At 43.6% G+C, this 24,584-nt stretch carries 16 protein-coding genes and 1 riboswitch; of the genes, 14 read left to right on the forward strand and 2 right to left on the reverse strand.

Annotation, left to right across the window (positions count from 1 at the left end; genetic code table 11):
- The first annotated feature begins 42 nt into the window (after positions 1-42).
- Positions 43-699: a M48 family metallopeptidase gene (locus tag NYE35_RS04105; RefSeq protein ID WP_038574107.1), complete on the forward strand. Its 657-nt coding sequence runs from the start codon at positions 43-45 to the stop codon at positions 697-699.
- A 58-nt stretch (positions 700-757) separates the two neighbouring features.
- On the opposite strand, the gene NYE35_RS04110 is transcribed toward NYE35_RS04105, so the two are convergent.
- Positions 758-2,455, reverse strand: coding sequence for a PucR family transcriptional regulator (locus tag NYE35_RS04110; RefSeq protein ID WP_094903007.1), 1,698 nt, complete (start codon positions 2,453-2,455; stop codon positions 758-760).
- A gap of 541 nt (positions 2,456-2,996) precedes the next feature.
- Between NYE35_RS04110 and NYE35_RS04115 the strand changes: the two genes are divergently transcribed.
- The 8 genes from NYE35_RS04115 to NYE35_RS04150 all read left to right on the forward strand — a co-directional run bounded on the left by NYE35_RS04115 (position 2,997) and on the right by NYE35_RS04150 (position 11,691).
- On the forward strand, positions 2,997-3,707 hold the full coding sequence (locus NYE35_RS04115) for a DUF2877 domain-containing protein (protein ID WP_081393414.1): 711 nt from the start codon (positions 2,997-2,999) through the stop codon (positions 3,705-3,707).
- A gap of 3 nt (positions 3,708-3,710) precedes the next feature.
- The gene (gene fdrA, locus NYE35_RS04120) at positions 3,711-5,255 is read left to right on the forward strand and encodes an acyl-CoA synthetase FdrA (protein ID WP_094903003.1); all 1,545 of its coding nucleotides are present in this window, start codon (positions 3,711-3,713) and stop codon (positions 5,253-5,255) included.
- 1 nt (position 5,256) lies between these two features.
- Positions 5,257-6,687, forward strand: a complete 1,431-nt coding sequence (locus tag NYE35_RS04125; RefSeq protein WP_094903001.1) for a YlbE family protein — start codon at positions 5,257-5,259, stop codon at positions 6,685-6,687.
- Positions 6,688-6,776: 89 nt separating this feature from the next.
- The gene (locus tag NYE35_RS04130) at positions 6,777-8,318 is read left to right on the forward strand and encodes a hypothetical protein (protein ID WP_036684876.1); all 1,542 of its coding nucleotides are present in this window, start codon (positions 6,777-6,779) and stop codon (positions 8,316-8,318) included.
- A 33-nt stretch (positions 8,319-8,351) separates the two neighbouring features.
- Positions 8,352-9,617, forward strand: a complete 1,266-nt coding sequence (locus tag NYE35_RS04135) for a tetratricopeptide repeat protein (protein WP_076272155.1) — start codon at positions 8,352-8,354, stop codon at positions 9,615-9,617.
- Positions 9,618-9,653: 36 nt separating this feature from the next.
- A complete protein-coding gene (gene arcC, locus NYE35_RS04140) occupies positions 9,654-10,604 on the forward strand; it encodes a carbamate kinase (RefSeq protein WP_076105343.1) in 951 nt (316 codons plus the stop codon).
- A gap of 192 nt (positions 10,605-10,796) precedes the next feature.
- Positions 10,797-11,378, forward strand: coding sequence for a hypothetical protein (locus NYE35_RS04145; protein ID WP_038568773.1), 582 nt, complete (start codon positions 10,797-10,799; stop codon positions 11,376-11,378).
- Between the two features lie 19 nt (positions 11,379-11,397).
- On the forward strand, positions 11,398-11,691 hold the full coding sequence (locus NYE35_RS04150) for a hypothetical protein (protein WP_038568774.1): 294 nt from the start codon (positions 11,398-11,400) through the stop codon (positions 11,689-11,691).
- A 70-nt stretch (positions 11,692-11,761) separates the two neighbouring features.
- Here NYE35_RS04150 and NYE35_RS04155 read toward each other — a convergent pair whose 3' ends face one another.
- Positions 11,762-13,483: a cellulase family glycosylhydrolase gene (locus NYE35_RS04155; protein ID WP_076272156.1), complete on the reverse strand. Its 1,722-nt coding sequence runs from the start codon at positions 13,481-13,483 to the stop codon at positions 11,762-11,764.
- A 342-nt stretch (positions 13,484-13,825) separates the two neighbouring features.
- Positions 13,826-14,026, forward strand: a riboswitch (cobalamin riboswitch).
- 164 nt (positions 14,027-14,190) lie between these two features.
- Between NYE35_RS04155 and NYE35_RS04160 the strand changes: the two genes are divergently transcribed.
- From NYE35_RS04160 to NYE35_RS04180, 5 genes are all read left to right on the forward strand, one after another.
- On the forward strand, positions 14,191-19,800 hold the full coding sequence (locus tag NYE35_RS04160) for an S-layer homology domain-containing protein (RefSeq protein ID WP_341120222.1): 5,610 nt from the start codon (positions 14,191-14,193) through the stop codon (positions 19,798-19,800).
- A gap of 71 nt (positions 19,801-19,871) precedes the next feature.
- The gene (locus NYE35_RS04165; RefSeq protein WP_036684886.1) at positions 19,872-20,861 is read left to right on the forward strand and encodes a DUF4430 domain-containing protein; all 990 of its coding nucleotides are present in this window, start codon (positions 19,872-19,874) and stop codon (positions 20,859-20,861) included.
- Entirely contained in the window at positions 20,861-21,751 is an 891-nt protein-coding gene (locus NYE35_RS04170; RefSeq protein ID WP_076272158.1) for an energy-coupling factor transporter transmembrane component T, read from the forward strand. Before NYE35_RS04165 ends, NYE35_RS04170 begins: the two co-directional genes overlap by 1 nt.
- Positions 21,724-23,394, forward strand: coding sequence for an ABC transporter ATP-binding protein (locus NYE35_RS04175; protein WP_076272159.1), 1,671 nt, complete (start codon positions 21,724-21,726; stop codon positions 23,392-23,394). The genes NYE35_RS04170 and NYE35_RS04175 overlap by 28 nt, the downstream gene beginning before the upstream one ends.
- Positions 23,376-24,104: an ECF transporter S component gene (locus tag NYE35_RS04180; protein ID WP_076105347.1), complete on the forward strand. Its 729-nt coding sequence runs from the start codon at positions 23,376-23,378 to the stop codon at positions 24,102-24,104. The genes NYE35_RS04175 and NYE35_RS04180 overlap by 19 nt, the downstream gene beginning before the upstream one ends.
- Positions 24,105-24,584 lie beyond the last annotated feature (480 nt).

Here is a 24,584-nt window from a genome sequence, read left to right on the forward strand (position 1 = left end):
TTCTTTTTTATTGCGAATAATCTTATAGAAACGATGGTGGGTATGAAGATTGATTACGACAATCAGGTGATCGAGTTTAATGTTCAATATGGAAACGGGAAAAAAATCTCCATTCATATAGATTCGTCAGGGCGCATAACACTCAAGGTACCTAAGAAAACATCTGAAGAGACGATTAAAAGTGTGGTTGAGCGTAATGGCAAAATGATTGTGGAGAAGCTGCAAAGTCTCGAAGCGGCTCGTGAAACGCCAAAGATGATCAGAGCGTACGAAGATGAAGGAAAGTTCCTGTATCTAGGCAAATATTATTCTCTGCATGAGCTTATAGAGACAGCGGAGCTAAGTGAAGAACAACTTCAGTTAAAGCTGAAAAAGTTCTATTTCTCTAGCTGCAAGAAGCTTATAGGAGAGCGGATCACTAGGTACCAGACGCAGCTTAGAGTAAAACCTAAGAGTATCGAGATTGTAGAGTCCAGGACCAAATGGGGAAGCTGCAGCTCCGATAAAAAACTAACCTTTAACTATCGTCTGGCCATGGCTCCCGTGGAGGTTATCGATTATGTGATCATCCATGAGTTATGTCATTTGCTGCATATGAACCATGATCGCTCCTTTTGGCGACGGGTTGGAAGCCTAATGCCGGATTATAAGGAGAAGGAAGAATATTTAGCAAGATATGGACGGGCTATGACGTTATGAAAAAAAGGGTATTCCAGTGCAACTAGAGTAATGGTTGCCGGGAATACCCTTCGTTATTTTAACCCCTTTGCAGCAATCGATAGAGGTTAAGTGCCAGTTGAATCTCGAATAACTCATCAGAGTTTTTCAGATCTATATTTAGCAAATCTTTGATTTTATCAATCCGGTAAATAAAGGTGTTGCGGTGAATAAACATCGCTTTGGCGGCTTCGGTTACATTCTGATTGTACATAAAATAATACTCCAAGGTAGACATGAATCTCGTGTTCATCGTCTGGTCATGTTCATGAATGCCTCCCAGAACTTTGTTAAAGAATGTCTCCATTTCCGTAGGCTTAATGTTGGAATCCAGAAAATGATAGACAGAATAATCCTCGAAGTGAGCAATGCTCCGGCTGTCTTTATTAAACCGCTGCATGAGCCGCATAGCTTCCTGGGCCTCGAAGAAGCTTCGATGGAGCGAAGCAAGTGTCTTATACTGACTGCCAATGCCGATGAGAAAATGATTTTTAGTCATTTCCTGAGCCAGCAACTGCAGCGCCTCTTGAGCAAAGGCTTTCGTATCGCTTACGGAAATTGGCGGTTTATTTTCATTTTTGCCGATCAAGATGATGATTTGCTGATTGCGATAGTAACAGATTAGCTCTCCACCTGCATTACTGGACAAGCCATAGATCAAATTGACACATTTTTTGACCATATGCTCCATTTCATATTTTCTATAAACCATGTCCGTGTAGTTTTCCAGCTGTGTAGCTTCAATATGGATAACTGTACAGTAATACGCATAGTTAACTTTAAGCCCATGCATAGCAGACAGGGAATGCAGTGTTTCTGTTGAAGTAATATTGCCAGCTAATAAGTCGTCGAAGAAGTCCTGCCTAATTTTATGCTTTACCTCTTCGATTTCCTTGGCTTTGATCCGGTCCAGTGCAAGCATCGTGGATACATGCTCTAGTGCGGTGTAGTCAAATTCAACCAGCTTGCGTACCGTTTGCAGAACGACGATATACGCGTAAGCGTTACTGGACACAGAAACCGGCATAATGCAGCACTTGTACGGCTGACCCTGAGAATAGTAGGTGCGTTTGATGGATTTTTTGATTTCAGTAATATACTTTGGGAAAGCTACCGTGAACTCTGTTGGAAAAACAGGCCTGTTCTTCACCAGTGGCAGGAATTCCTGAAGTGGAGATGGGTTATCCTTATGATCTGTATAGCAGAGTAGGTTCCAGTCTCTATCTAATATAAGAACAGGGTTATGGATCGTGTCGGACAATTCCGCCGATATTTGCTCAATACCGCCGCCTTCGAGCGCGATTTTGAACAGCGCATTATGAAGGTCGAGCGAGCGTCGGTTCACTGCATCGTAATCCGCGTTGGTCTTTTCGTTAATGATCGCAATGACTCTGGACAAGGTGTATTCAAAAGGGAGCTCCAGTAGCGGAAGTCCATGCTTATCAGCAAGCTCGATCATGTTCTGCGGGATAGCCTCGAAATATCGCTTCATTTTGATGCAGAGTCCTGCACAGTTATTCTCCACCAGCTCATGAATGAATTTGTTCTGCAGCTCCGTGCTGTCTTTGAAGATATATCCGGTGGATAAAAGCAGCTCGTTCGAGGTCAGCCAGTCAAATACGTCCGGATTCTCGATGATATTAACTACAGAGATTTGATTGTTTAGGCCAGAATGCCCCGCAACGATCTTTATGCCTTCGATGGATTTGATTTGTAAGATATCTTTTATCGTTAACATCAATTCACACCTCTCATCTTCACCCATTGTGCAATGTGCATAGTGATTACTTGTTGTTTTTAGTGTTCTTGTATGATGACCCCCAGTGTACGGAGGACTACAATAAGGGTGTCAGGTAACGTTTATCCGTTAAACTGTGATATATTTCACAAAAATATCCTTTTTCACACAGAAAGCAGCTCAATCTTCATCATTCTTGGAATTTTATGAACTGAGTGTAACATCTTCTATCATTCATCATCAACCGTTACGGTTTTTTTATGAGAACGCTTTCTATATAGGATAACCTGACAATAAGTGACCAAACCATTATCTACTTCCTTCTCAAGGGGGCGATCAAACGGAGTATTCTCAGAGCAAGTGTACCTCTTATTTAAAAGCTGGGATATCCAGTGATAGCGCGTTCTTTCATCGGATTCGAGAATCAAGATTTTTCGGAAATATACACAGCATATTTGAGCGGACGATAAATGTAAGGTGCAAGGCAACTGATGAATTATATACCATTGCGAGTAGTAGGGTAGATAATGCGCCTAATACTTTGATTACAGAGGTTAGTAGTTTTTCGGTTCTTGGACTGGTTGTGGGAGAAGAAGTTTTTGCGGAGAATGATCAATTATATATTGGCACTAAGCTTTCAATATCGATCAAGGAACTGACAGTTTGGCAGAGCTCTCTATCTATTTTTCCAAAAGAAGTAAAGACGCTAAGAGATAATTTGGCTGTGGCAAAAGCTTATATCAATAGCTATGGAAAACCAGGCGGTATGAAGCAGTTTGCGGGTTCTAGCTGCTTTGAGAGAGAAACGATGCGGCTGCTGGAAGAGCGATCTTCAGGTCTTCTGAATGCCTTGGCGAATGACAGCATGGAAGATGCTGCTCATTATGCAATTCGACTAATGGGATTAGGCCCAGGTCTGACTCCGTCGGGAGATGATTTTTTAGTTGGGTTGTTTGCTGTGATCCATCTGCCTCAGAGTCCTATTAGTAAATACCAGCCGTGGTGCAGGGAAGTCGTGAACGAAGCAGCTGAATTAACGAATGAAATAAGCTATATGGCTCTGAAAAAAGCGGCTTGGGGTCAGGTGAGAGAGTCAATGGGTCAGATGCTGCATTCGCTCATGTATGAGAGTAAGGAAAATATGCTTCTTGGCTTATCGGCAGTGCTGGATATAGGTTCTTCTTCCGGAACAGATATTGCCTTGGGGATCATTAGCGGTTTGGATCTTAATCTAGAACAACGTTGGAGGTAAGATATGTCGACTAAAATAGTAATTAAAAGAAACACATACTTTGATTCCGTCTCGCTCATGTCGTTGTCGACCAAAGCGAATCAAATAGAGGGTGTCGAACAAGCTTTTATCGCAATGGCTACTCAAATGAATAAAGAGGTATTAGCGAATGTAGGGCTGATAACCCCTGAGCTAGAGGAAGCTAAGAATAGTGACCTGATGATCGTAATCAAAGCAGCATCCCCTGAGCTGGCTGAAGTTGCCTTTGGAGCAATCGAAGAGCTGTTTATTAAAAAAGACAGTGCAGTTGGCGGTACAGAGCTTAAATATCCAACAATTGAGTCGGCAGTGAAGAATAGGACAGCAGCTAATCTTGCAGTGATTTCAGTCAACGGAGCGTTTGCAGCCAGAGAAGCAAGAAAAGCGCTGGAGAATAATCTCCATGTCATGATGTTCAGTGACAACGTAAGCGTAGAAGATGAAATTGAATTGAAAAAAATAGCACATGAACGTGGATTGCTGATGATGGGGCCGGATTGCGGAACCGCGATCATTGGAAATATGGCCTTATGTTTTGCCAATAAAGTTCGTAAAGGCAATATCGGCATCGTGGGTGCATCCGGCACAGGAAGTCAGGAAATCAGCGTGCGGATTCACGATTTTGGCGGAGGCATCTCACAGTTGATTGGCACAGGCGGCAGAGACCTAAGTGAACGTGTCGGCGGAGTAATGATGCTTGATGCTATGAAAGCGCTTAACGAAGACGAAGCCACTAAGGTCATTGTGTTGATTTCCAAGCCACCAGCCAAAAGTGTGGAACAAAAAGTGCTGAATGAAATCAAAAATATGCATAAGCCTGTCGTAGTCTGCTTTATCGGAGGAACGGAGGAAGCTGTTCTGGAGGCAGGTGGACATTTTGCCAAAACAACCAAAGAAGCCGCGCTAAAGGCGGTAATTCTATCCGGCATCGATGAGAGCCAAATTGACAAGCATCCGCTAAACCTTCCGCTGATTGAAGAGATTAAGGTCAAGCTGAAGCCAGAACAGAAGTATATTCGTGGGTTATTCTGCGGCGGTACTTTATGTGATGAAGCAATGTATCTAGCGATGGAGAAATACGACGATGTCTATAGCAACATTCCAAAAGATCCAGAATATCAGCTGGGTGATATCCATATCAGCCAAGCGCATACGTTTATTGACTTTGGGGATGATGGGTTCACTAACGGCAAACCACATCCGATGATTGATCCTTCTTCACGGATTGCCAGATTCAAGCAGGAAGCGAAGGACCCGGCGGTGGGCGTGATCATTATGGATTTTGTATTAGGCTATGGATCACATGAGGATCCAGTAGGTGTTATGGTGCCTGCAATTATTGAGGCTAAGCAAGCAGCGGAACAAGAAGGCAGACATTTGGAGATCGTCGGCTATGTACTTGGAACCGATCTGGATACACCTTCCGTCCAAGAACAGCTTGATAAGCTGGTATCCGCGGGCGTTACCTATGCAAGCAGTAATACGAATGCAGGACTTCTTGCCAGAGGTTTTGTAGAGAAGGGAGTATAACATGAGCAGAATTAATGAGTTATTTAAGAGTGAACTTCACGTTATCAATGTCGGCCTAGAAATGTTCAAGGATGATATCCTGAAGCAAAAAGGCAACGTAACCCATCTGGAATGGAAGCCACCTGGTGGAGGTAAGCCCGAATTAATTGCCGCACTGGATGCGTTAGAGCAAGAGGGGATTGCTGCAAAGATTGAGGCTGCCAACAAGCTGGCTGTAGAGCGAATCGTGAATTCACAACCGGTATTGGTTGGTTTTGACCAAGCGATCAACGTCGTACCAGGGATGACTAAGACTACGATATTACATGCAGGACCTCCGATTACTTGGGATAAGATGAGTGGTCCCATGAAAGGTGCAGTTACCGGCGCTTTGGTCTTTGAGGGCTTGGCGAAGGATCTCGATGAAGCTGCCGAACTAGCGGCATCAGGTGAGATTACGTTCTCCCCTTGTCACGAGCATAATTGTGTGGGTTCCATGGCAGGAGTAACCTCAGCCTCTATGTTTATGCACATTGTAGAGAATAAAACGTATGGCAACATCGCTTATACGAACCTTAGTGAGCAACTGTCGAAAATCTTGCGGATGGGTGCAAACGATGAAACGGTCGTTGCCCGTTTGATCTGGATGAGAGATGTGCTTGGACCGATGCTGCGTGAGGCGATGAAGTTCTCTGAGAACGGCATTGATCTGCGGCTCATGTTATCACAGGCGCTTCATATGGGAGATGAATGCCATAACCGCAACAACGCTGGAACGACTCTTTTGATTCAGGCATTAACGCCGCTTATCCTGAGAACGGATTATACCAATGAGCAGAAAATCGAAGTGTTCGATTTTGTGGCAATGAGTGATTATTTCTCCGGACCAACCTGGATGGCTCTTTGTAAATGTGCACTTGATGCTGCCCATGGCATCGAGCATAGCACCATCGTAACAACGATGGCCCGCAATGGCGTGGAATTTGGTATTCGTGTCAGTGGAATGCCAGGCAATACCTGGTTTACCGGTCCTGCGCAAAAGGTTGTCGGACCGATGTTTGCAGGGTATAAGCCGGAAGACTCGGGACTCGATATCGGAGACAGTGCGATTACCGAAACGTATGGTATAGGTGGCTTCGCCATGGCAACCGCGCCGGCGATTGTAGCATTAGTTGGGGGAACCGTAGATGATGCCATGAACTATTCTGTGAAAATGAAGGAAATCACTACGACGGAGAATCCAAATGTGACGATTCCTTTGTTGAACTTCCGCGGAATTCCTACTGGAATCGATATTCGTAAAGTGGGTCAAACCAGCATTATGCCAGTGATCAACACGGCTATTGCCCATAAGGATCCGGGCATCGGAATGATTGGAGCCGGAATCACTCATCCTCCAATCGAGTGTTTCGAGCAAGCCATTCTCGCTTTTAGCCAGAGCATGCATTCATAGAACCACCCGCCCTTCAGGCCTATTCAAGGGTCTGAGGGCTTCATAAGCCATTGGTATGTAAGCGCTAACGATCTAGGGGGAGATTTATTATGGATCAAGTATTTATGAAGATGTTCTGGAAAAAGGGAGATTGGGCCGCGTTTTTCGGGCTGCTTGCTAACAATTTAACCAATCTGCTTACGATGATTTCACTGTTAATTTTTGTAGTAGGATTTCCGGAAGGTATGGTTTACGGCAGGGTCGTTCCTGCGTTTGGACTCGCGATTTTTATCGCAAGTATTGCTTATGGCTGGTTTGGATATCAGCTAGCCAAAAAAACAGGCCGAACGGATATAACCGCATTACCTTCAGGACCTAGTGCTCCATCGATTTTTACGGTAACTTTTCTAGTGTTAATTCCCGTATTTAGAGAAACCAATGATGCATCATTTGCGCTGCAAATTGGTCTCGTATGGTGTCTGTTCGAAGCCTTGATCCTTATTGTCGGCTCATTTCTGGGAGATGTGCTGCGTAAGGTTATTCCAAGAACCGTACTTTTATCTTGTTTATCTGGACTTGGATTGTTATTGCTGGCCATGAACCCGATGCTACAATCCTTCGAAACACCAGTGGTTGCTTTTGTTGTACTTGTGATCATCTTTATTAACTGGTTTGGCAAATCGCCGATATTCAAAAAAATTCCTACAGGATTTCTGCTGCTGATTGCTGGAACCGCGCTGGCTTGGATATTCGGCTTGCAGAATCCAGAAGCGATCACAACGGCTCTTTCAACACTTGGGTTTAATCCACCTGAGGTGCATATTACCAGCTTAATTCAAGGGATTCCGCATGCCTTGCCATACCTGGCTTCTGCAATTCCATTGGGACTGGCGAATTATATTTTTGACCTTGAAAATATTGAGAGCGCACATGCTGCCGGAGACCCTTATAACACTCGTAACGTTATGCTAACGAATGGGGTTGCTTCAAGTATTGGTGCTTTTACAGGTAATCCGTTCCCAGTAACTGTGTATATTGGTCATGCAGGCTGGAAATCTATTGGGGCTGGACTTGGTTATACCATAGCTTCTGGTTTCTCCATGTTAATTATTTGTCTCTTTGGCATAGGAGCACTGCTGTTGTCTATCATACCTGTTGTGGCGATTGTTCCGATTCTGGTCTATGTCGGGGTCGTTACGGCGAATCAGGTGGTTCGAGAGACACCTAAAAATGAAGTGCCCGTTATCTTTATCACCTTGTTCCCATGGATCGCCAACTGGGCTTTAACGCTTGCGAACAACATTTTTAATGCGGCTGAAACTTCGGCTTCCAAGGTGGGGATTGATCTCTTATTAAGCAAAGGGGTTTATTACAACGGCCTGATGCATTTAGGAAATGGTGCACCGCTTAGCAGCTTGATTTGGGGCTCCATCACTATTTTCTCTATCCTGAATAAACCACTGCGGGCTGCTGTCTTTGCTGTAATCGCGTCTGGTCTATCTTTATTTGGAATCATTCACGCGCCGACTGTTGGATTTGCTCAAGCTTCACTTATGCCGTTCGTATACGCCTACTTGATGGTGGCAGGATTATTTGTTTATAAGCATTTTTCAGACCTTCGTGACCCAGCGAACAAGCTGCAATCCGAATAAATAATTGATAAAAAGAAATAGGAGAGCTAAGCCATGACTAATCAAACTCTGTCAGAAGATTTAATTCAAGCAGCGGATCGCGGGGATTTAGCTGCCGTAGAACAGCTTTTGGCTCGTGGTGCCGATGTTCATCATAAGGATGCCAGTGGTCGTACTGCGCTGATGGCGGCAACGCAAAAAAATCATATTCCTCTCGCTCAAAAGCTGATTGAAGCAGGCAGTGATGTGAATGCAAGAGATATCACTATGTTATCACCCTACCTGTGTGCCGGTGCCAATGGATTTCATGAGATTCTGTCTTTAACTCTTGCCGCAGGTGCGGATACAACCAGTGTAAATCGTTTTGGGGGAACTACACTGCTTCCCTCCAGCGAGAAGGGGTATCTAAGAACTGTTCAGAAATGCTTGGAAGCAGGTGTTGCAGTTAACCATATGAACAATCTGGGATGGTCTGCCTTGCTGGAGGCAGTAATTCTCGGGAATGGTGGCCGTTTATACTCCGATATTATTCAGTTGTTGGTGGATGCTGGAGCGGATGTTCATTTGCCGGATCGTGACGGAAAATCATCGTTGCAGCATGCAGAAGAGCTGGGTCAGGAGAGGGTCATCCGTATTCTCAATAAAGAAAAGCTAACGATTCATCCAAGTATTCAAAGCGCTCAAGAGCTAGCTCGGGCAGAGGATTTCCGGAAAGCAAGTTTGGTTATGGAACATGCAATGCAAGTGGACAGTAATAATTCAGATTTCTATTACTATAAAGGATACTTCTTAGGGGAACTCGGGAGATATGACGAAGCTCTGGCAGCCTATCAACAGGCACTTACTATTGATCCGGATGACCTTGATTTCTATTTCTATACCGCAAATGCCTACCGAATGATGAAGCGATCCGAGCAAGCATTAGCAGAGTATGACAAAGCGATAGAACGCGATCCTGGCGAAAGCTTCTTCCGCTATCATAAATCCAATTATTTAAGAGAGTTGGGCAGGCATGAGGAAGCGGTCAAAGTTATGGATCAGCTTCTGGAACAGCAGCCTGAACGGTATGATTTCTCGTTCCATAAGGCGAACAGCTTGAGATCACTTGGCCGGCATCAAGAGGCAGTTGAGGCGATTGAGAACGCAATTGCTAACGATCCGAGCAATCCTTTATATCATCATCATAAGGCACAGTCACTTGGTTTACTTGGTGATCATGAAATGGCCATTCAAGAAATAGATATTGCTATCAGCTATAATCCTGCCAATCCGGATTTTCACTCCGCGAAGGAACAATTTCAGCTGGCCCTTAAACGCTAATAAATGAGGATCAACTGATCCGTCAGGAGGAATGGAATGAGTAAATTTATAGTTGTAGCCATTGGCGGTAATTCATTGGTGAAAGACAATGGCCGCGATTCTATAGAGGATCAATCTGAGGCAGTACGTGAAATTGCTGTCAATATCGCTGATCTGGTGCAAGCAGGCAACGATGTGGTGGTTACTCACGGCAACGGTCCACAGGTTGGATTCGAGCTGAGACGAAGCGAGGTGGCTTCGGAAGTCACTGGAATGGATGTTACTCCGCTGGTCAATTGCGTGGCGGGCACGCAAGGGGGCATAGGCTATTTAATTCAGCAGGCCTTAACAAATGAATTCATTCATCGCAGATTAGACAAAAAGGTTGCCACAGTCATTACTCAGGTCGAGGTTAGCAAAAATGATCCGAATTTTCAGTCTCCCTCAAAACCAGTGGGATCCTTCTTCACGCTTGAGCAAGCAGAGGAGATGAAGCGTGCCAAGCCAGATTGGGTCATCATTGAGGATTCAGGTCGTGGTTACCGCCGTGTTGTTCCATCGCCTAAGCCGATTGATATCGTTGAAAAGGACGTCATTAAATCACTCATTGAGACGGGTTATGTGGTGATCGCTGTTGGCGGAGGCGGGATTCCTGTGATCAAAACCGAAAATAATACCTACGAAGGTATCGATGCGGTCATTGACAAAGACTTTGCTACAAGTCTGCTGGCCGAACAGATCGACGCAGAATCGCTGATCATTACAACAGGAGTTCCTCAGGTATGTGTGAATTTCGGTACGCCTGAGCAGAAGGCTCTTGAAGAAGTTACAGCGGCAGAAATGTTGGTATATGCGGAGCAGGGTCATTTTCCTGCTGGCAGTATGCAGCCTAAAATTGAAGCAAGTCTTAGCTTTTTGAAAAAAGAGGGACGTAGAGTTATCATTACTAATCCGGAAAATATGAAAGCTGCGATGAGCCAACAGGCTGGCACACATATTGTAAATTAATAAGATCTAATTTATCTCATCATTTCATGGAGACCGCCACTGATCTAAATCAGGGCGGTTTTTTGACATATTCATGAATTGTTATCTAACTGTTGCTTTCAGATGGCCATATTCTGGTGAATAAAAGGAAGATAAGAGGTAAAACTATGTCCACTATAGAGAAAAAAATACATTAAAATGCGGGGGTAAAAGATGAGATCGAATAAAGGAACAACACAACGTTTTACCAGGGCTACAATTCTTTGTTGTATTTGTGCATGTACGGTATTGTTAAGTGGATGCACTAAAGCAGCGGATGAGACTCAAGTGGCTACTCCAACGGCTCAAGTAGAAACCACAGCACCTTCTGCAGAAGCTACTACACCTGCGCCTACGAATAACGCAACAGAACAACCCATGACATCTGCGTCACCCGGTTCAAATACTGGGGAACTTCCAGAGGGAGTGAGCATTCAGAGAGTTATCAAGGATGTTTCGTTAAAAGATAGCTATCATAAAAAGGTTGAACTGTTAAGCGACGGTGGCAAGCGGGTTACCATTACAGATCAGAATCAAAAGATTGTTTTGCAGCAGATTGAATATGACGGAAGGATCACTGCGGTTAAGGATAAACAGATTACCGTTCAAGTGGAGGGCGGTAAAGAGCAAACCTTAACGATTCCTGATCATATAGTCATTGAAGATGAAGACAAGCTCGGATTAAATAATGGCGTTGAAATCGAGTGGACGGTAAATGCAGACGGACAAATCGAAAGCGTGGAACTGGACGATTAAAATTTACCGAGGTGACTGGATGAAATTTCTAATCGTACTTGGTAGTATTATTGTTCCCATTGTCATGCTGATGTTACAAGGTAAATCGATAAAGTGGCGTATGGTATTCAATGTTGCTTCGGTCTTAAGTGCGATTATCTTTGGAAATATTTCCGCTTTGGCGATTTACGAAATATTAAGGGATCATGCTGTATTTATGACCTCGATCCATGCGATATTTTTAAATCCAATGTTTCTTATTACCGGAGCCTATCTTGGCGTTTATTTAATTTATCGGTTGATGATAATTTCGTATGACGAGGTTAATATGTGATGGGTACAATACAAATAGGGGTGTTCCCGCGTAGGGACACCCCTATTTGTGTTGTTAACAGGACGGATGCTTAAGAGGACTTTCCTACAACGTTTGCTCCGCTCTTCGTGATCTTGTAGGTGATGATATCCCCATTCCAGAAGTGGAATTTTAGGATAACCTCGCCGTCTTTAACATCTTTAAAGAACGCGGGAAGCAGCTTGATTTCTTTAGTGTTATAAGAAGGTGAGAAGGTATTGCCGAATTCCTTAAATGGAGTCCAGTCCTGCGGACCTGCATTGCCACCAGCGGTATATACAGCTTCCATTGTGGCAAGCTGGTTACCATTAAAGGTGGTCGGAATGGCAAAGGATTCAGTCGTGCCTTTTGCATCGCTTAATTTAGCTGTGTCATACACAATCACCTTAAGTCTCCACGCAACACCCTTGTTGAATTTCAGAGTCAGCACGGCATTTTCACCGTATTTTTGGGAAGCTGTGAGCTTTTTGAGTTGGCTGGCTTTGAGGATGAGCTCCTCACCATTTAATGTGTAATCTTTACCTTTGGTCAGATATTTTCCGTTGGCACTAATGGTGGTTAGCTTATTGCCGTTCAGGTTTAGCTTAACCTTGGTATCTTTGATTTGTGCACCTTTTTTTAGGTAGACCAAATCGCTTTCGGTGCTGGAGGAACGCTCCTTCAGACCAGACATTAATACATTGTGGAGTTCAGGATCAGACCACTTATAAGTTTTACGGTTGAAATGCTGCCCGTTATCCCAGAGCATGGAAGTCATTTTCTTTTCTTTCAAATAATAAGTCAGATACTCGAAGAATTTAAGCTTCTCGCCCTGTTCAATCACACCTGTGTCTTTATCGAAACCTAATAAACCAAATTCGCCGACGATGACAGGGATGCCTTTAGCTACAAATGTATTGTAAACGTTATCAAAAGTTTGAGTGATATCGTTTTTTGTATCTTTTTCAAATGTGGTGTAGCCGGCAATGTTCACACTAAAAGGCCAGAAGCCATAGAAGTGAACGGTCGCAATAATATTCGGATCGTTTAGAGCCGTAATCGTCTTATAGAGATGATCCATTCTTGTTTGTGTAGGTGAAGACTCTAATGAAGGCAATACAAGTGGGCGGAGGTTGTTTTTCCCACCGGATTTCCGCACGATCTGATAGAAGGAGTTATTGAGTTCAGTAAGCATTTGCTCCATTTTTGCTTCGTCTGTGCTTCCACCATCGGTGAACCGAGGCTCATTTATGCTCTCGAACATCAGCTTATCTGATTTGTCCTTAAAGCGATCGGCAATTTGAGTCCAGGCTGCATTATAACGCGCCAGCGTTTCATCGTGTTTTTCTTCCATATGGCTTACCCATAGCCAGGAATCATGATGGACATTAATCATGACATAAAGCTTGGCGTCCAGTGCCCAGCCGACAACTTCTTCCACACGGTCGAGGTAGGCTTTTTCTAGGGTATAGTCTGGTGCCGCACCCATGTGAGTATCCCAGGTCACAGGAATCCGAATACTTTTATAGCCTTGAGCGGCGATCTTTTTAATAAGTTCTTGGGTCACACGAGGATTGCCCCAGGAGGTTTCGTCCTCACCTGTAGCATCTAAAGTATTACCGAGGTTCCATCCGGGCTGCATTTCGTCTACATAGGATTGGATCTTACTCTTTGGCGCTGCCTTAGCTTGTTGCTCATCCTTAGTTGCAGCTGCAGCCATGGATGAGAACAGAGAGAGCAGAAGAGCGGTGACAAGTGTCAATGATAAGAAGGATTTCTGGATTCGCGTAGTCATTGAATTCTCCTTTGTGAGATAAATTTAGGATGCTTGGACCTGGCTTTGACGCTGTACTTGGTGGTTAGATGAACACGAACACCTCCACTGTTATTTTTGTAAACGCTTTCTGAATATACCCTAACATAGAATTCACTCAGCGAGTACCTTACTAATTTGTGGCAAATTCATATAAGAATTAGTGATTTAAATTAATTTTCCCCACAGTTGGATAAAGAAATTATTTAAATATCCCTACTCGTAGAAATTGGTTATTCAATAGGATTATCTCTAGCTGCCCGTTATACAAAAAAGAAATATAACATGACAAAAGCATATATATTAGATATGATGAAGCATGAAAATTTAAAATTAGAAATAGGTGCCAACTATGAATGTTGCGGAAGTACAATCATAGATTGGTTAAATGGAAAGCGGGTGTGAATCCCGCGCGGTCCCGCCGCTGTGAAAGAGGAGTCCTTGCAAAATGCCACTGGGAAACTGGGAAGGCAGTAAGGGTGATGATACTTGAGCCAGAATATCTGCCTTTTTCTGTTACACCATCAAACTCTACGATCGATAGAGAGGTGCTTGAATAGTGTTTGCCAGCTAGTATTGTGGTTCACTATCTTAACCTCTTGACGTTTATGTTGAGTGGTTTTTTTGTGGTTATAAGAAAGTTTATTCTGTTTTTTTATCATAGGTATGAAGGGAAGGGTTATGGAAAAATGAAGAAAAATAAGTTTTTAGCGTGGTTACTCATTGTAGCTGTATTTATCACGACATTCTCTACAAGTGTTATCCCGGCTCAAGCAAATGGAGCAAGCTCTACTCTTAAAGGGTACGTAACTGTAGCCGTAGAGAAATTCACCGTAGGCCAAGGGTATATTAAGGAACCTATTAAAGTTCCGATTTATGAAGGCGATAATGGCGCATCTTTAATAACACGTGCGCTAGGAGATGGGAATTATAGATATTTAGGAAATATAGATAGTGGTTTTTATTTATCAGAAGTTAAAGATAGTGGCAGAAGCGAAGTCAATATTCCACAATATATTTTAGATATGATTTCAGCTGATGGGAATACAGTCGGCACTAAAGCAGACCCAGAGTGGTTAAGTCAGTTTGACTATACTTCCATGTCGGGTTGGATGTATGCAGTAAATAATGTGTTTCCTCCGTTTGGGATGACCGATTATAAGCCTCAAGACGGTGATATCATTCGAACTCAGTTCACCACTTATGGCTATGGTTCTGATCTTGGTGGCTGGGGAGAAATCCCAGTTCAACTTGCCAATAAGGATGCTTTAACTGCGGAAATCGCCGAGATTAACAGTGACCCTAATAAAGAAACTATTTTGGACAGACCAGTAGTACAATCGGCAGTTTATCAAGCCTATTCCGTGCTCGAAAATATGGCAAGCTCTCAAATAAGTGTAGATCATGCACTTGTAGGGCTTAACCATGCATTAGACATAGAACCCCCTGTTATTACAGTAAGTGGCATACAAGATAAACAGGAAGTATCCAATAAAGAAATAAGCTTCAAAGTAGCTGTCACAGACAATGTATATAGTGACATCATTCCAGAAGTGAAGCTGAATGGTGTTACTTTATCACCTGCGAATGGGGAGTACAAAGCTTCTCTGAATTCAGGCAGTAATGCAATTACTGTAACGGCTCTTGACGGAGCTGGAAACAAAACAAATGTAACTTATCAAGTTACTTACAAACTGGAAACTACAGTTGCCGTCAAACAACAGTTAGATAAAAGCCTTGCCTATATTCTAAACACTGTAAAGAATCCGTCGTTTGGTACAGGTAGTGGAGAATGGTCGATCCTTTCTCTGGCACGGGCGAACTATACAGTACCTAACGGTTATTACGATCTTTATTACAACAATGTAGCGACGAAAATAGCATCGATCATTAAAGAGGATGGAAAACTCGACGCCAATAAAAGCACAGAGAATTCCAGAGCGATTCTAGGGCTTACCTCTATCGGAAAAGATATCACAAATGTTGCGGGATATGATCTGAGAAAAGCACTCGCTGATTATCAATATATCCAAAAGCAAGGCAATAATGGTCCGATTTTTGCTCTGATTGCGCTAGATAGCCATAACTATGAGATCCCTGTAGTTGAAGGAATTACAGAACAGACCACAAGAGAAAAACTAGTTCAGTACATTTTAGATAAAGAGGTTAAAAAAGGTACAGCAGAAGCTGGTGGCTGGGCATTAGGCGTAACCAAAGCAGATGTCGATATGACTGCGATGGCGATGCAAGCTCTTGCACCTTATTATGCATCCCGTGATGATGTAAAAACTGCCGTGGATCGGGCCATCCAATGGCTGTCCGATAACCAAAACAATCAAGGCGGATTTACAAGCTGGGGAAGCACTAGCAGCGAGAGTATCTCGCAGGTAATTGTAGCCTTAACTGGTGTAGGTGTAGATCCGCACACGGACGCTAGATTTGTTAAAAGTGGAAATTCGCTTATTGATGCATTACTTAGCTTTGCTGCACCTGAGGGTGGATTTAAGCATATCCTCACAGGCAAAGTGGACAATATGGCAACGGACCAAGGTACGTATGCACTTGTGTCTTATGATCGTCTGATCAATCATAGCAGCCGTCTCTTTGATATGAATGATGTGCAATTAGAACAACCTACTACTGTTGTAGCCAAACAACAATTAAATAAAAGCCTTGCCTATATTCTAAACACTGTAAAGAATCCGTCGTTTGGTACAGGTAGTGGAGAATGGTCGATCCTTTCTCTGGCACGGGCGAACTATACAGTACCTAACGGTTATTACGATCTTTATTACAATAATGTAGCTACAAAAATAGCATCGATCATTAAAGAGGATGGAAAACTTGACGCCAATAAAAGCACAGAGAATTCCAGAGCAATATTAGGACTTACCTCTATCGGAAAAGATATCACAAATGTTGCGGGATATGATCTGAGAAAAGCACTGGCTGATTATCAATATATCCAAAAGCAAGGCAATAATGGTCCGATTTTTGCTCTGATTGCGCTAGATAGCCATAACTATGAGATTCCTGTAGTTGATGCAGTTACAGAACAGACCACAAGAGAAAAACTAGTTCAGTACATTTTAGATAAAGAGGTTAAAAAAGGTACAGCAGAAGCAGGTGGCTGGGCATTAGGCGTAACCAAAGCCGATGTCGATATGACTGCGATGGCGATGCAAGCTCTTGCACCTTATTATGCATCCCGTGATGATGTAAAAGCTGCCGTGGATCGGGCCATCCAATGGCTGTCCGATAACCAAAACAATCAAGGCGGATTTACAAGCTGGGGAAGCACTAGCAGCGAGAGTATCTCGCAGGTAATTGTAGCCTTAACTGGTGTAGGTGTAGATCCGCACACGGACGCTAGATTTGTTAAAAGTGGAAATTCGCTTATTGATGCATTACTTAGCTTTGCTGCACCTGAGGGTGGATTTAAGCATATCCTCACAGGCAAAGTGGACAATATGGCAACGGACCAAGGTACGTATGCACTTGTGTCTTATGATCGTCTGATCAATCATAGCAACCGTCTCTTTGATATGAATGATGTGAAAGTGGAACAACCAGAAGAACCGGGGCCTGGGCAACCAGAGGGTCCGAAAGAACTTCCGTTACCTTCTGGGGAGAACCCGAAAGTTGAAATCCCAAATGACGCTAATGATTATATCGTTCCGATCAGCACTGGAGATAGCAACAAAGAAATCACAGTAGCTATTCCGGAGGGAAATCAATCGAAGGTTAGTGTCAATTTACCAAGTAACAGCGACCTTCCTCAGATAGAGGCCATAAAAGGTAACGTATCTGTAGTCATTCCTAAGGGTGCAAAAGTTACAAGTGGGGATGCCTCTGCAATTGAACTGATTTCAGCTTTAACCGGTGGAGAATCTGCACTAAAAGATAGTGTGAATCAGATTATTCCCGGGGACAAGAAGCTTGATAATATTCTTCAAACATTTTCCATGGGTGGTAGTGCAAGAGTAGAATTCAGTCAATTTATTACGTTAACCTTTAAGGACCTTAAAGGAAAAGATGCAGCTTATATTCAAAATGGCACTCCTCATGCCATTCAAAAATTTGCAAGTGATGACTTAGGTTTTGCAAGCGGTAAGTCTGAGTATGCCTATGATAGTGGAAATGATTTAATTGTAAAAACCAATCACTTCACTGACTACATTGCTTATGCTTCCAGTGCAGTACAAACACCTGGCGGCGACGGTGGTAACGGTAATGGCGAAGGTAATGGTAGCGGAAATGGTGAAGGAAATGGCGGCAACAATGGTGGCGGAACCACTCCATCGAAACCATATGTAATCCTGTCCGTGGATAAGCTTACGATTAATAAGGGATATGTTGTTCCATCTGTACAGGTAGAGCTACAATCTGGTGACACAGTGTGGTCTGTACTAAAAAGAGTGCTGGATAGCCGCGGTATCGACTATAGAGATTCCTGGAACAGTGACTTTGGAAGTGTATATGTTGAATCCATAGCTGGTGATGGGGAATTTGACCATGGCAGCGGCAGTGGATGGATGTATAATGTGAATGGGAAATATCCTAATTATGGTGCATCTTCATATGACCTAAGTGCCGGGGACAGAATTCAGTGGCGTTATACTACGAATTTGGGTGTGGATCTAAATGCACCGATACCAACGATGAGCCCAACCCCAACGCCTAAGCCTGGTGCTACTCCGGCTCCTGGTGGGGGAGCTAATCCGGAAGGCAGTGGTGATCCAAATGTGAGTCCATCTCCAACAGTGACTCCTAAGGATCCTACCCAGAATACGAATGATATTAAACAACTGTATACAGATGCTGATAAGATTTCTTCCTGGGCCTATTCAGCGATTGAAACAGCTACAGTAAAAGGATATATCCAAGGTAACAATGGTCAGGTGAATCCGAAGGCTTATATCACAAGAGCGGAGTTCACTAAGATTCTCGTTTCTGCATTAGAACTTGATATTAAGAGTGATAAAGGCATTACCTATAAGGATGTCGCTCTAGGCGATTGGTTCTATCCATATGTGAATGCTGCGCATAAGGCAGGTCTAATCACAGGCTTTAATAATGAATTTAAGCCAAATGACAAGATTACTCGTGAGCAGATGGCCGCAATTATCGTCAGAGCATTGGCCATCCCGGCGATGAAGCCTGGAACAGCGATTAAAGATATCAACACAGTATCGGCATGGGCCAAAGCAGATGTAGAGACCGTTGTTGCGACTGGTTTGATGTTAGGTGATGATAATCAATTTAAGCCTAAAGAGCTAGTAACCAGAGAAATGGCGGCTGTTGTAGCTACTAGAACCCATGATTATAAGAGTGGGAACAAAGTGGTTAGTCCAACTATTCAGAATTCAGCAGTTAGTTCTTATATTCAGAACACAGCTGCCTTTTTGCAAAAAACAGTAACAAACCCGGTCATCTCCTCGGTTGGCGGGGATTGGACAGTCTTCGGACTGGCACGTTCTGGTGTGAAGGTTCCAGATAGTTATTACACTAAGTACTATGCAAATGTAGAAGCGACTCTTAAAGAAAAATCAGGGAAGCTGCATAGCGTAAAATATACGGAATATGATAGAGTTATTTTGGCATTAACTTCAATCAACAAAAATATTGATAAAGTGGCGGGTTATAACCTACTGGAACCGCTCGCGGATTTTGATACTGTAATTAAGCAAGGTATTAATGGACCTGTGTTTGCTCTCATTGCACTGGACAGTAATCATTACGACATTCCAGTGGTTAAGGATGTAAAGACGCAGACGACTAGAGAGATGCTCATTGATTATATTTTGGGCAGAGAGATCAGCGGCGGTGGATGGGCACTAGGCAGTAATGCTACAGCGGCTGATCCAGATATCACGGGGATGGTCATTCAAGGCTTAACGCCTTATTACAAAACCAACGCCAAAGTAACAGCTGCTGTGGACCGGGGGATTGCTTGGTTATCCAAAACACAGACAGCAGACGGTGGTTTTGCAAGCTGGGAATCTACAAATTCCGAAAGCATCGCTCAGGTGATTGTAGCTTTAACTGGCCTTGGTATTGACCCGCATAAGGATTCCAGATTTATTAAAAATGGACATTCCGCAGTAGACGCATTGCTTAGTTTTGCTGCACCTGAAGGTGGCTTTTATCACGTGAAGCAGGGTGGAGTAGGCAATGGAGGCGCGCAACCAGGAGAAGTAGATCTTATGGCTACTGATCAGGCGATGTATGCACTGGTTTCCTATGATCGGCTCGTTAATGGCCAGACACGTCTTTATGATATGACAGACGTCAAATAGAATTTTATTTAGAGAGATAAGCAAGGGTAGCGTGTATACCCTTGCTTATTATTTAAGGTGGGACTAGAGAAATGAACAAGAAGAAATGGTTAACCGCGATACTAATCATAGGTGTATTGGCTATCGCCTTCTTTTGGGGCGGGGATTACCAGAAGAGCCCAAACAAGGTCGCTAATAGTAGCGTTGAGACACAGGTTATAGAGCCTGAGAACACTGCTTCCGCAACAAATGATGATGTTGAACCCACTGAGGCAATCGCTACTGAGACAACAGAGATAACACCGTCAGCTACGCCAAGTGAAACAGCTAAGCCCATTGAAACCCTAAAACCAAATGAATCGGCAACACCAACGGAAGCTGTAACACCAACAGGAACTGCAGCACCAACAGAAGTTGTAACACCGGTCGTAACAACAAAACCTGCTGCAACGAAGCAACCTACCGCAACGCCGAAAGCGGCTAAAACGCCCGTGCCGGAAACGAAAGCGACGGCAAAACCCGTAACAAAACCTGATTCAAAAGTAGCGACAACAGAAACCAAGCAGGAACCGAAAAGGGATAAATTTCTTACCGATCCAGTGCCGAGCGGGAAACCTAAACCAGTGGAATGGCAAGATGCAACAGTAGATAAGAAGAAGCAATTAACGGCTACCTTGTCCGTCTCAGCGGCAACAATTTTAGATAACATGGATATTTTTAATGAGGATAAGCTTGAAGTATTGCCGGCAGATGGTATCATTTATAAAGCGCAGAAGGTAACCTTTTATGAAGGTGAGTCTGTGTTTGATGTTTTACTAAGAGAAATGAAGAAGAATAAAATCCATATGGAATTTAGCATGACGCCGATCTATAACAGTAATTATATTGAAGGCATAAATAATCTGTATGAATTCGATGCTGGAGAGCTCAGTGGATGGATGTACAAAGTAAATGGCTGGTTCCCTAACTACGGCAGTAGCCGTTATGTTCTCAAAGATGGCGATGTCATTGATTGGGTATACACTTGTGATCTAGGTCGAGATGTAGGTGGGTATGTAGCCACAGGAGGAGCTCAGAAATAATGAAGGATAGCTTTTCTACCTTTCATCCGTTTGTGAATTTTCTATATTTTGTTGTTGTATTGCTGTTTAGCATGGTGTTTATGCATCCTATATTTCAGGTGATCGCCCTTAGTAGTGCTGTAGCCTACTCAATTATGTTAAAAGGAAAAAAGGGCATCCGATTTAATCTGCTTTACATGATTCCTTTTCTGCTATTTATGGCAGTGATGAATCCTGTTTTTAATCATCAAGGGGTAACGATCTTGTTCTATTTAAACAACGGGAACCCCATTACGAAGGAATCGATTCTTTATGGCGTGGCAGCGGCGTGTATGTTTGTGACGGTAATTATTTGGTTCTTCTGTTATAACGTCGTGATGACCTCGGATAAGTTTATTTATATATTCGGAAAAATACTGCCGGCACTGTCGTTGATTTTTTCGATGGTGCTTCGTTTTGTTCCTAGATATTTAGCGCAAATCAAGGTGATTTCTAATGCTCAAAAATGTATAGGCCGGGATGTCTCACAGGGAAATCTCCTCGCGCGTGCGCGGAATGGGATTACGATTCTCTCCATTATGACCACCTGGGCTTTGGAAAATGCGATTGAGACAGCGGATTCCATGAGATCGAGAGGGTATGGATTGCCGGGCCGTACAAGCTTTTCTATCTTTCGGTTAGATGCCCGAGACAAAGTAGTTCTCTTGATCATGACAGGCTTAATTGCGCTGGTAGCCGTAGGGGCAGTGATGGGTGAGAACACCATGAGATTCTATCCATCGATTAAAGCGAGCACAATTACACCTTTTAGTATTCTTATATATATCGCTTATTTTGCGTTATGTATGATCCCAGTGCTCATCAATATGGTGGAGGCAATGAAATGGAAATCTATCGAATCGAAGAACTAAGCTTTACTTTTCCTGAACAAGAGCAAGCGGCTCTTTCGAATATTAATCTAACGATTGAAAGTGGAGACTTCATTACCATTTGTGGAAAGTCAGGCTGTGGCAAAAGCACTCTGCTTAGACAACTGAAAACAATCCTAACCCCACATGGCAATCGCCAAGGGGCAATTTATTATAAGGGTCAACCTGTAGAGGAGATCGATCAACGCACACAGGCAGCGGAAATTGGTTATGTACTCCAAAGTCCGGACAATCAAATTGTGACAGATAAAGTATGGCATGAGCTTGCTTTTGGGCTTGAGAGCTTAGGGTACGATAATTCTACGATTCGCCTGCGTGTGGCGGAAATGGCTAGTTTTTTTGGGATCCAGACCTGGTTTCATAAAAGTGTGACCGAGCTATCAGGCGGCCAGAAGCAGCTGCTTAACTTAGCATCCATAATGGCTATGCATCCCTCGGTTCTAATCCTCGATGAGCCTACCTCCCAGCTAGATCCTATTGCGGCTTCCGATTTTCTGGAGACGGTCAAAAAAATAAATCGTGAGCTGGGAACAACCGTGATCATGACCGAGCATCGTCTAGAGGATGTTCTTCCGCTTACAGATCGGTTGATTGTGCTGAATGAGGGAGCTGTGATAGCTGATGATCCCCCGCAAAAGGTGGGCGAGGTTTTATGTAAGCTGAACCATCCGATGTTTCTGTCCATGCCCTCACCGATGCAGATTGTTGCAGGAGTAGATCATGACTTAGTGTGGCCTGTTACTGTAAAGGAAGGACGCCAATGGTTGGATGCTTTTCTAAAGGGTAAGACTCCTGCAACGATGGCAGAAACTCAGCCTAGCACGAAAGAGGCCGGCCCTGTAGTCATAAAGTTTAAGGACGTATGGTTTAAATATGATAAAAATGGGCCGGATGTCATTAAAGATTTGTCGTTTGAAGTGAAGCAAGGGCAATTTTATTGTATTGTTGGCGGGAATGGAACAGGGAAGACATCGACGCTGTCGCTGATGAGCGGGATCCTTCAGCCTTATAGAGGGAAAGTTCTTATCGGCGGGAGCAACCCTGCGAAGATGAATGCCAAAGCGTTGTTTACTAACAATCTGGGCTTCCTCCCGCAAAATCCGCAAACCTTATTTGTGAAAAAAACAGTCGAGCTAGATTTATATGAAATGTTATCCCAGCTCTCTTTGACGAAGGAAGAAAAAAACGCCAGAGTTGAAGCTGTGGTTAAGTTCGCAGAACTGGAACATCTCCTCTCCATGCATCCGTATGATCTCAGCGGGGGAGAACAACAGCGTGCAGCGTTGGCGAAGGTCCTTTTGTTAGAACCAAAGATTCTGCTGTTGGATGAACCGACCAAAGGACTGGATGGGCCCTTCAAAGAGAAGCTAGCCGTATTCCTGCAAAAGCTCAATGCCGAAGGCGTTACTATTGTAATGGTCTCGCATGACGTTGAATTTTGTGCCAAATACGCTGAGGTCTGCGCCATGTTTTTTGATGGAAGCATTATCACTACGAATGAAGCGCAGAAGTTTTTTGCGGGAAACAGCTTCTATACAACTGCTGCCAACCGTATGGCGCGTCATGTATGGAATGAGGGAGTAACGATAGAGGGTGTGATTGATTTATGTCAAAGAAGCAGATAACGGATCGTCGTTTGAGTCGTCGAACTTTATTAGCGGCACTACTAATCCTCATAGTCATTCCAGCTACGATTTTATTAGGCATCTTTGTGCTAAATGATCGGAAGTATTATTTTATCAGTCTATTAATTGTTATCTATACGATGGTTCCTTTTGCGATGGTGTTCGAGAACCGGAAGCCGCAGGCGAGGGAACTGATCGTTATAGCGGTGTTAGCAGCCATTGCCGTGGCGGGACGCGCAGCCTTTTTTATGTTGCCGCAGTTTAAGCCAGTGGTTGCTATTGTCATCATCGCAGGGGTAAGCTTGGGAGCGGAGGCAGGATTTTTGGTTGGCGCTGTTGCAGGCTTTGTCTCGAATTTCTTCTTTGGGCAGGGACCTTGGACGCCTTGGCAAATGTTTTGTTTTGGCATCATTGGCTTCCTGGCGGGCATTTTCTTCAAGAAGGGTCTGCTTAAAAAGAATAAGCTTTCGCTATGTATATTCGGAGGCTTAGCGACGTTTTTCGTATACGGAGGCATTATCAATATAGGCTCGTTGATGATGTTCACTTCAGAGTTCTCCTGGCCGGCTTTAATGACCACTTATATTTCAGGTTTTTGGTTTGATATGGTGCATGCGATCTCGACGGTGGTATTTTTGTTTTTTATTGCTAATCCTATGATTGAGAAGTTGGATCGGATAAAAACGAAATATGGGTTGATTGAGCCTTAGGGTTTGCTGGTGGGTGTTGGATGCTTTATGCTTTACGCTGGCGGACGCTCCGAGAACGGACTATTGTTCCAATCGCTGTTGTGTCCAGATTTTTTTGAATTTTTAACCTCAACGGTAAAATCCGGACACAGCATATGCTTACGAAGTGAGCTTTCCTTCGGAAAGCTTTCGGGCGAACGCTCCGCTTTTCCACAATCAGTCCGTTCTCTCCGCTGCTATCAGCGCGAATTCCAAAACACCAACACACAAACACAAACACACAAATACACAAACACACAAATACACAAACACACAAATACACAAACACAAGGCTTAACGCCTCCCACTTCGGTTTTTAGCGGAAGGATGAGGGGAACTAGTGGCTACGAATCAAGCCACTGTGACAAGCCACTGAAAAGAGAATATACCTAGTAGCGATGCTCCTAGGTGAAAACTTATAAAAACAGGCGATGTTCCGGTATCGCCTGTTTTTGTCGATTC

Origin of the sequence: Paenibacillus sp. FSL L8-0494 (genome assembly GCF_038003695.1) — a bacterium.
Taxonomy (GTDB): Bacteria; Bacillota; Bacilli; order Paenibacillales; family Paenibacillaceae; genus Paenibacillus_AQ; species Paenibacillus_AQ odorifer.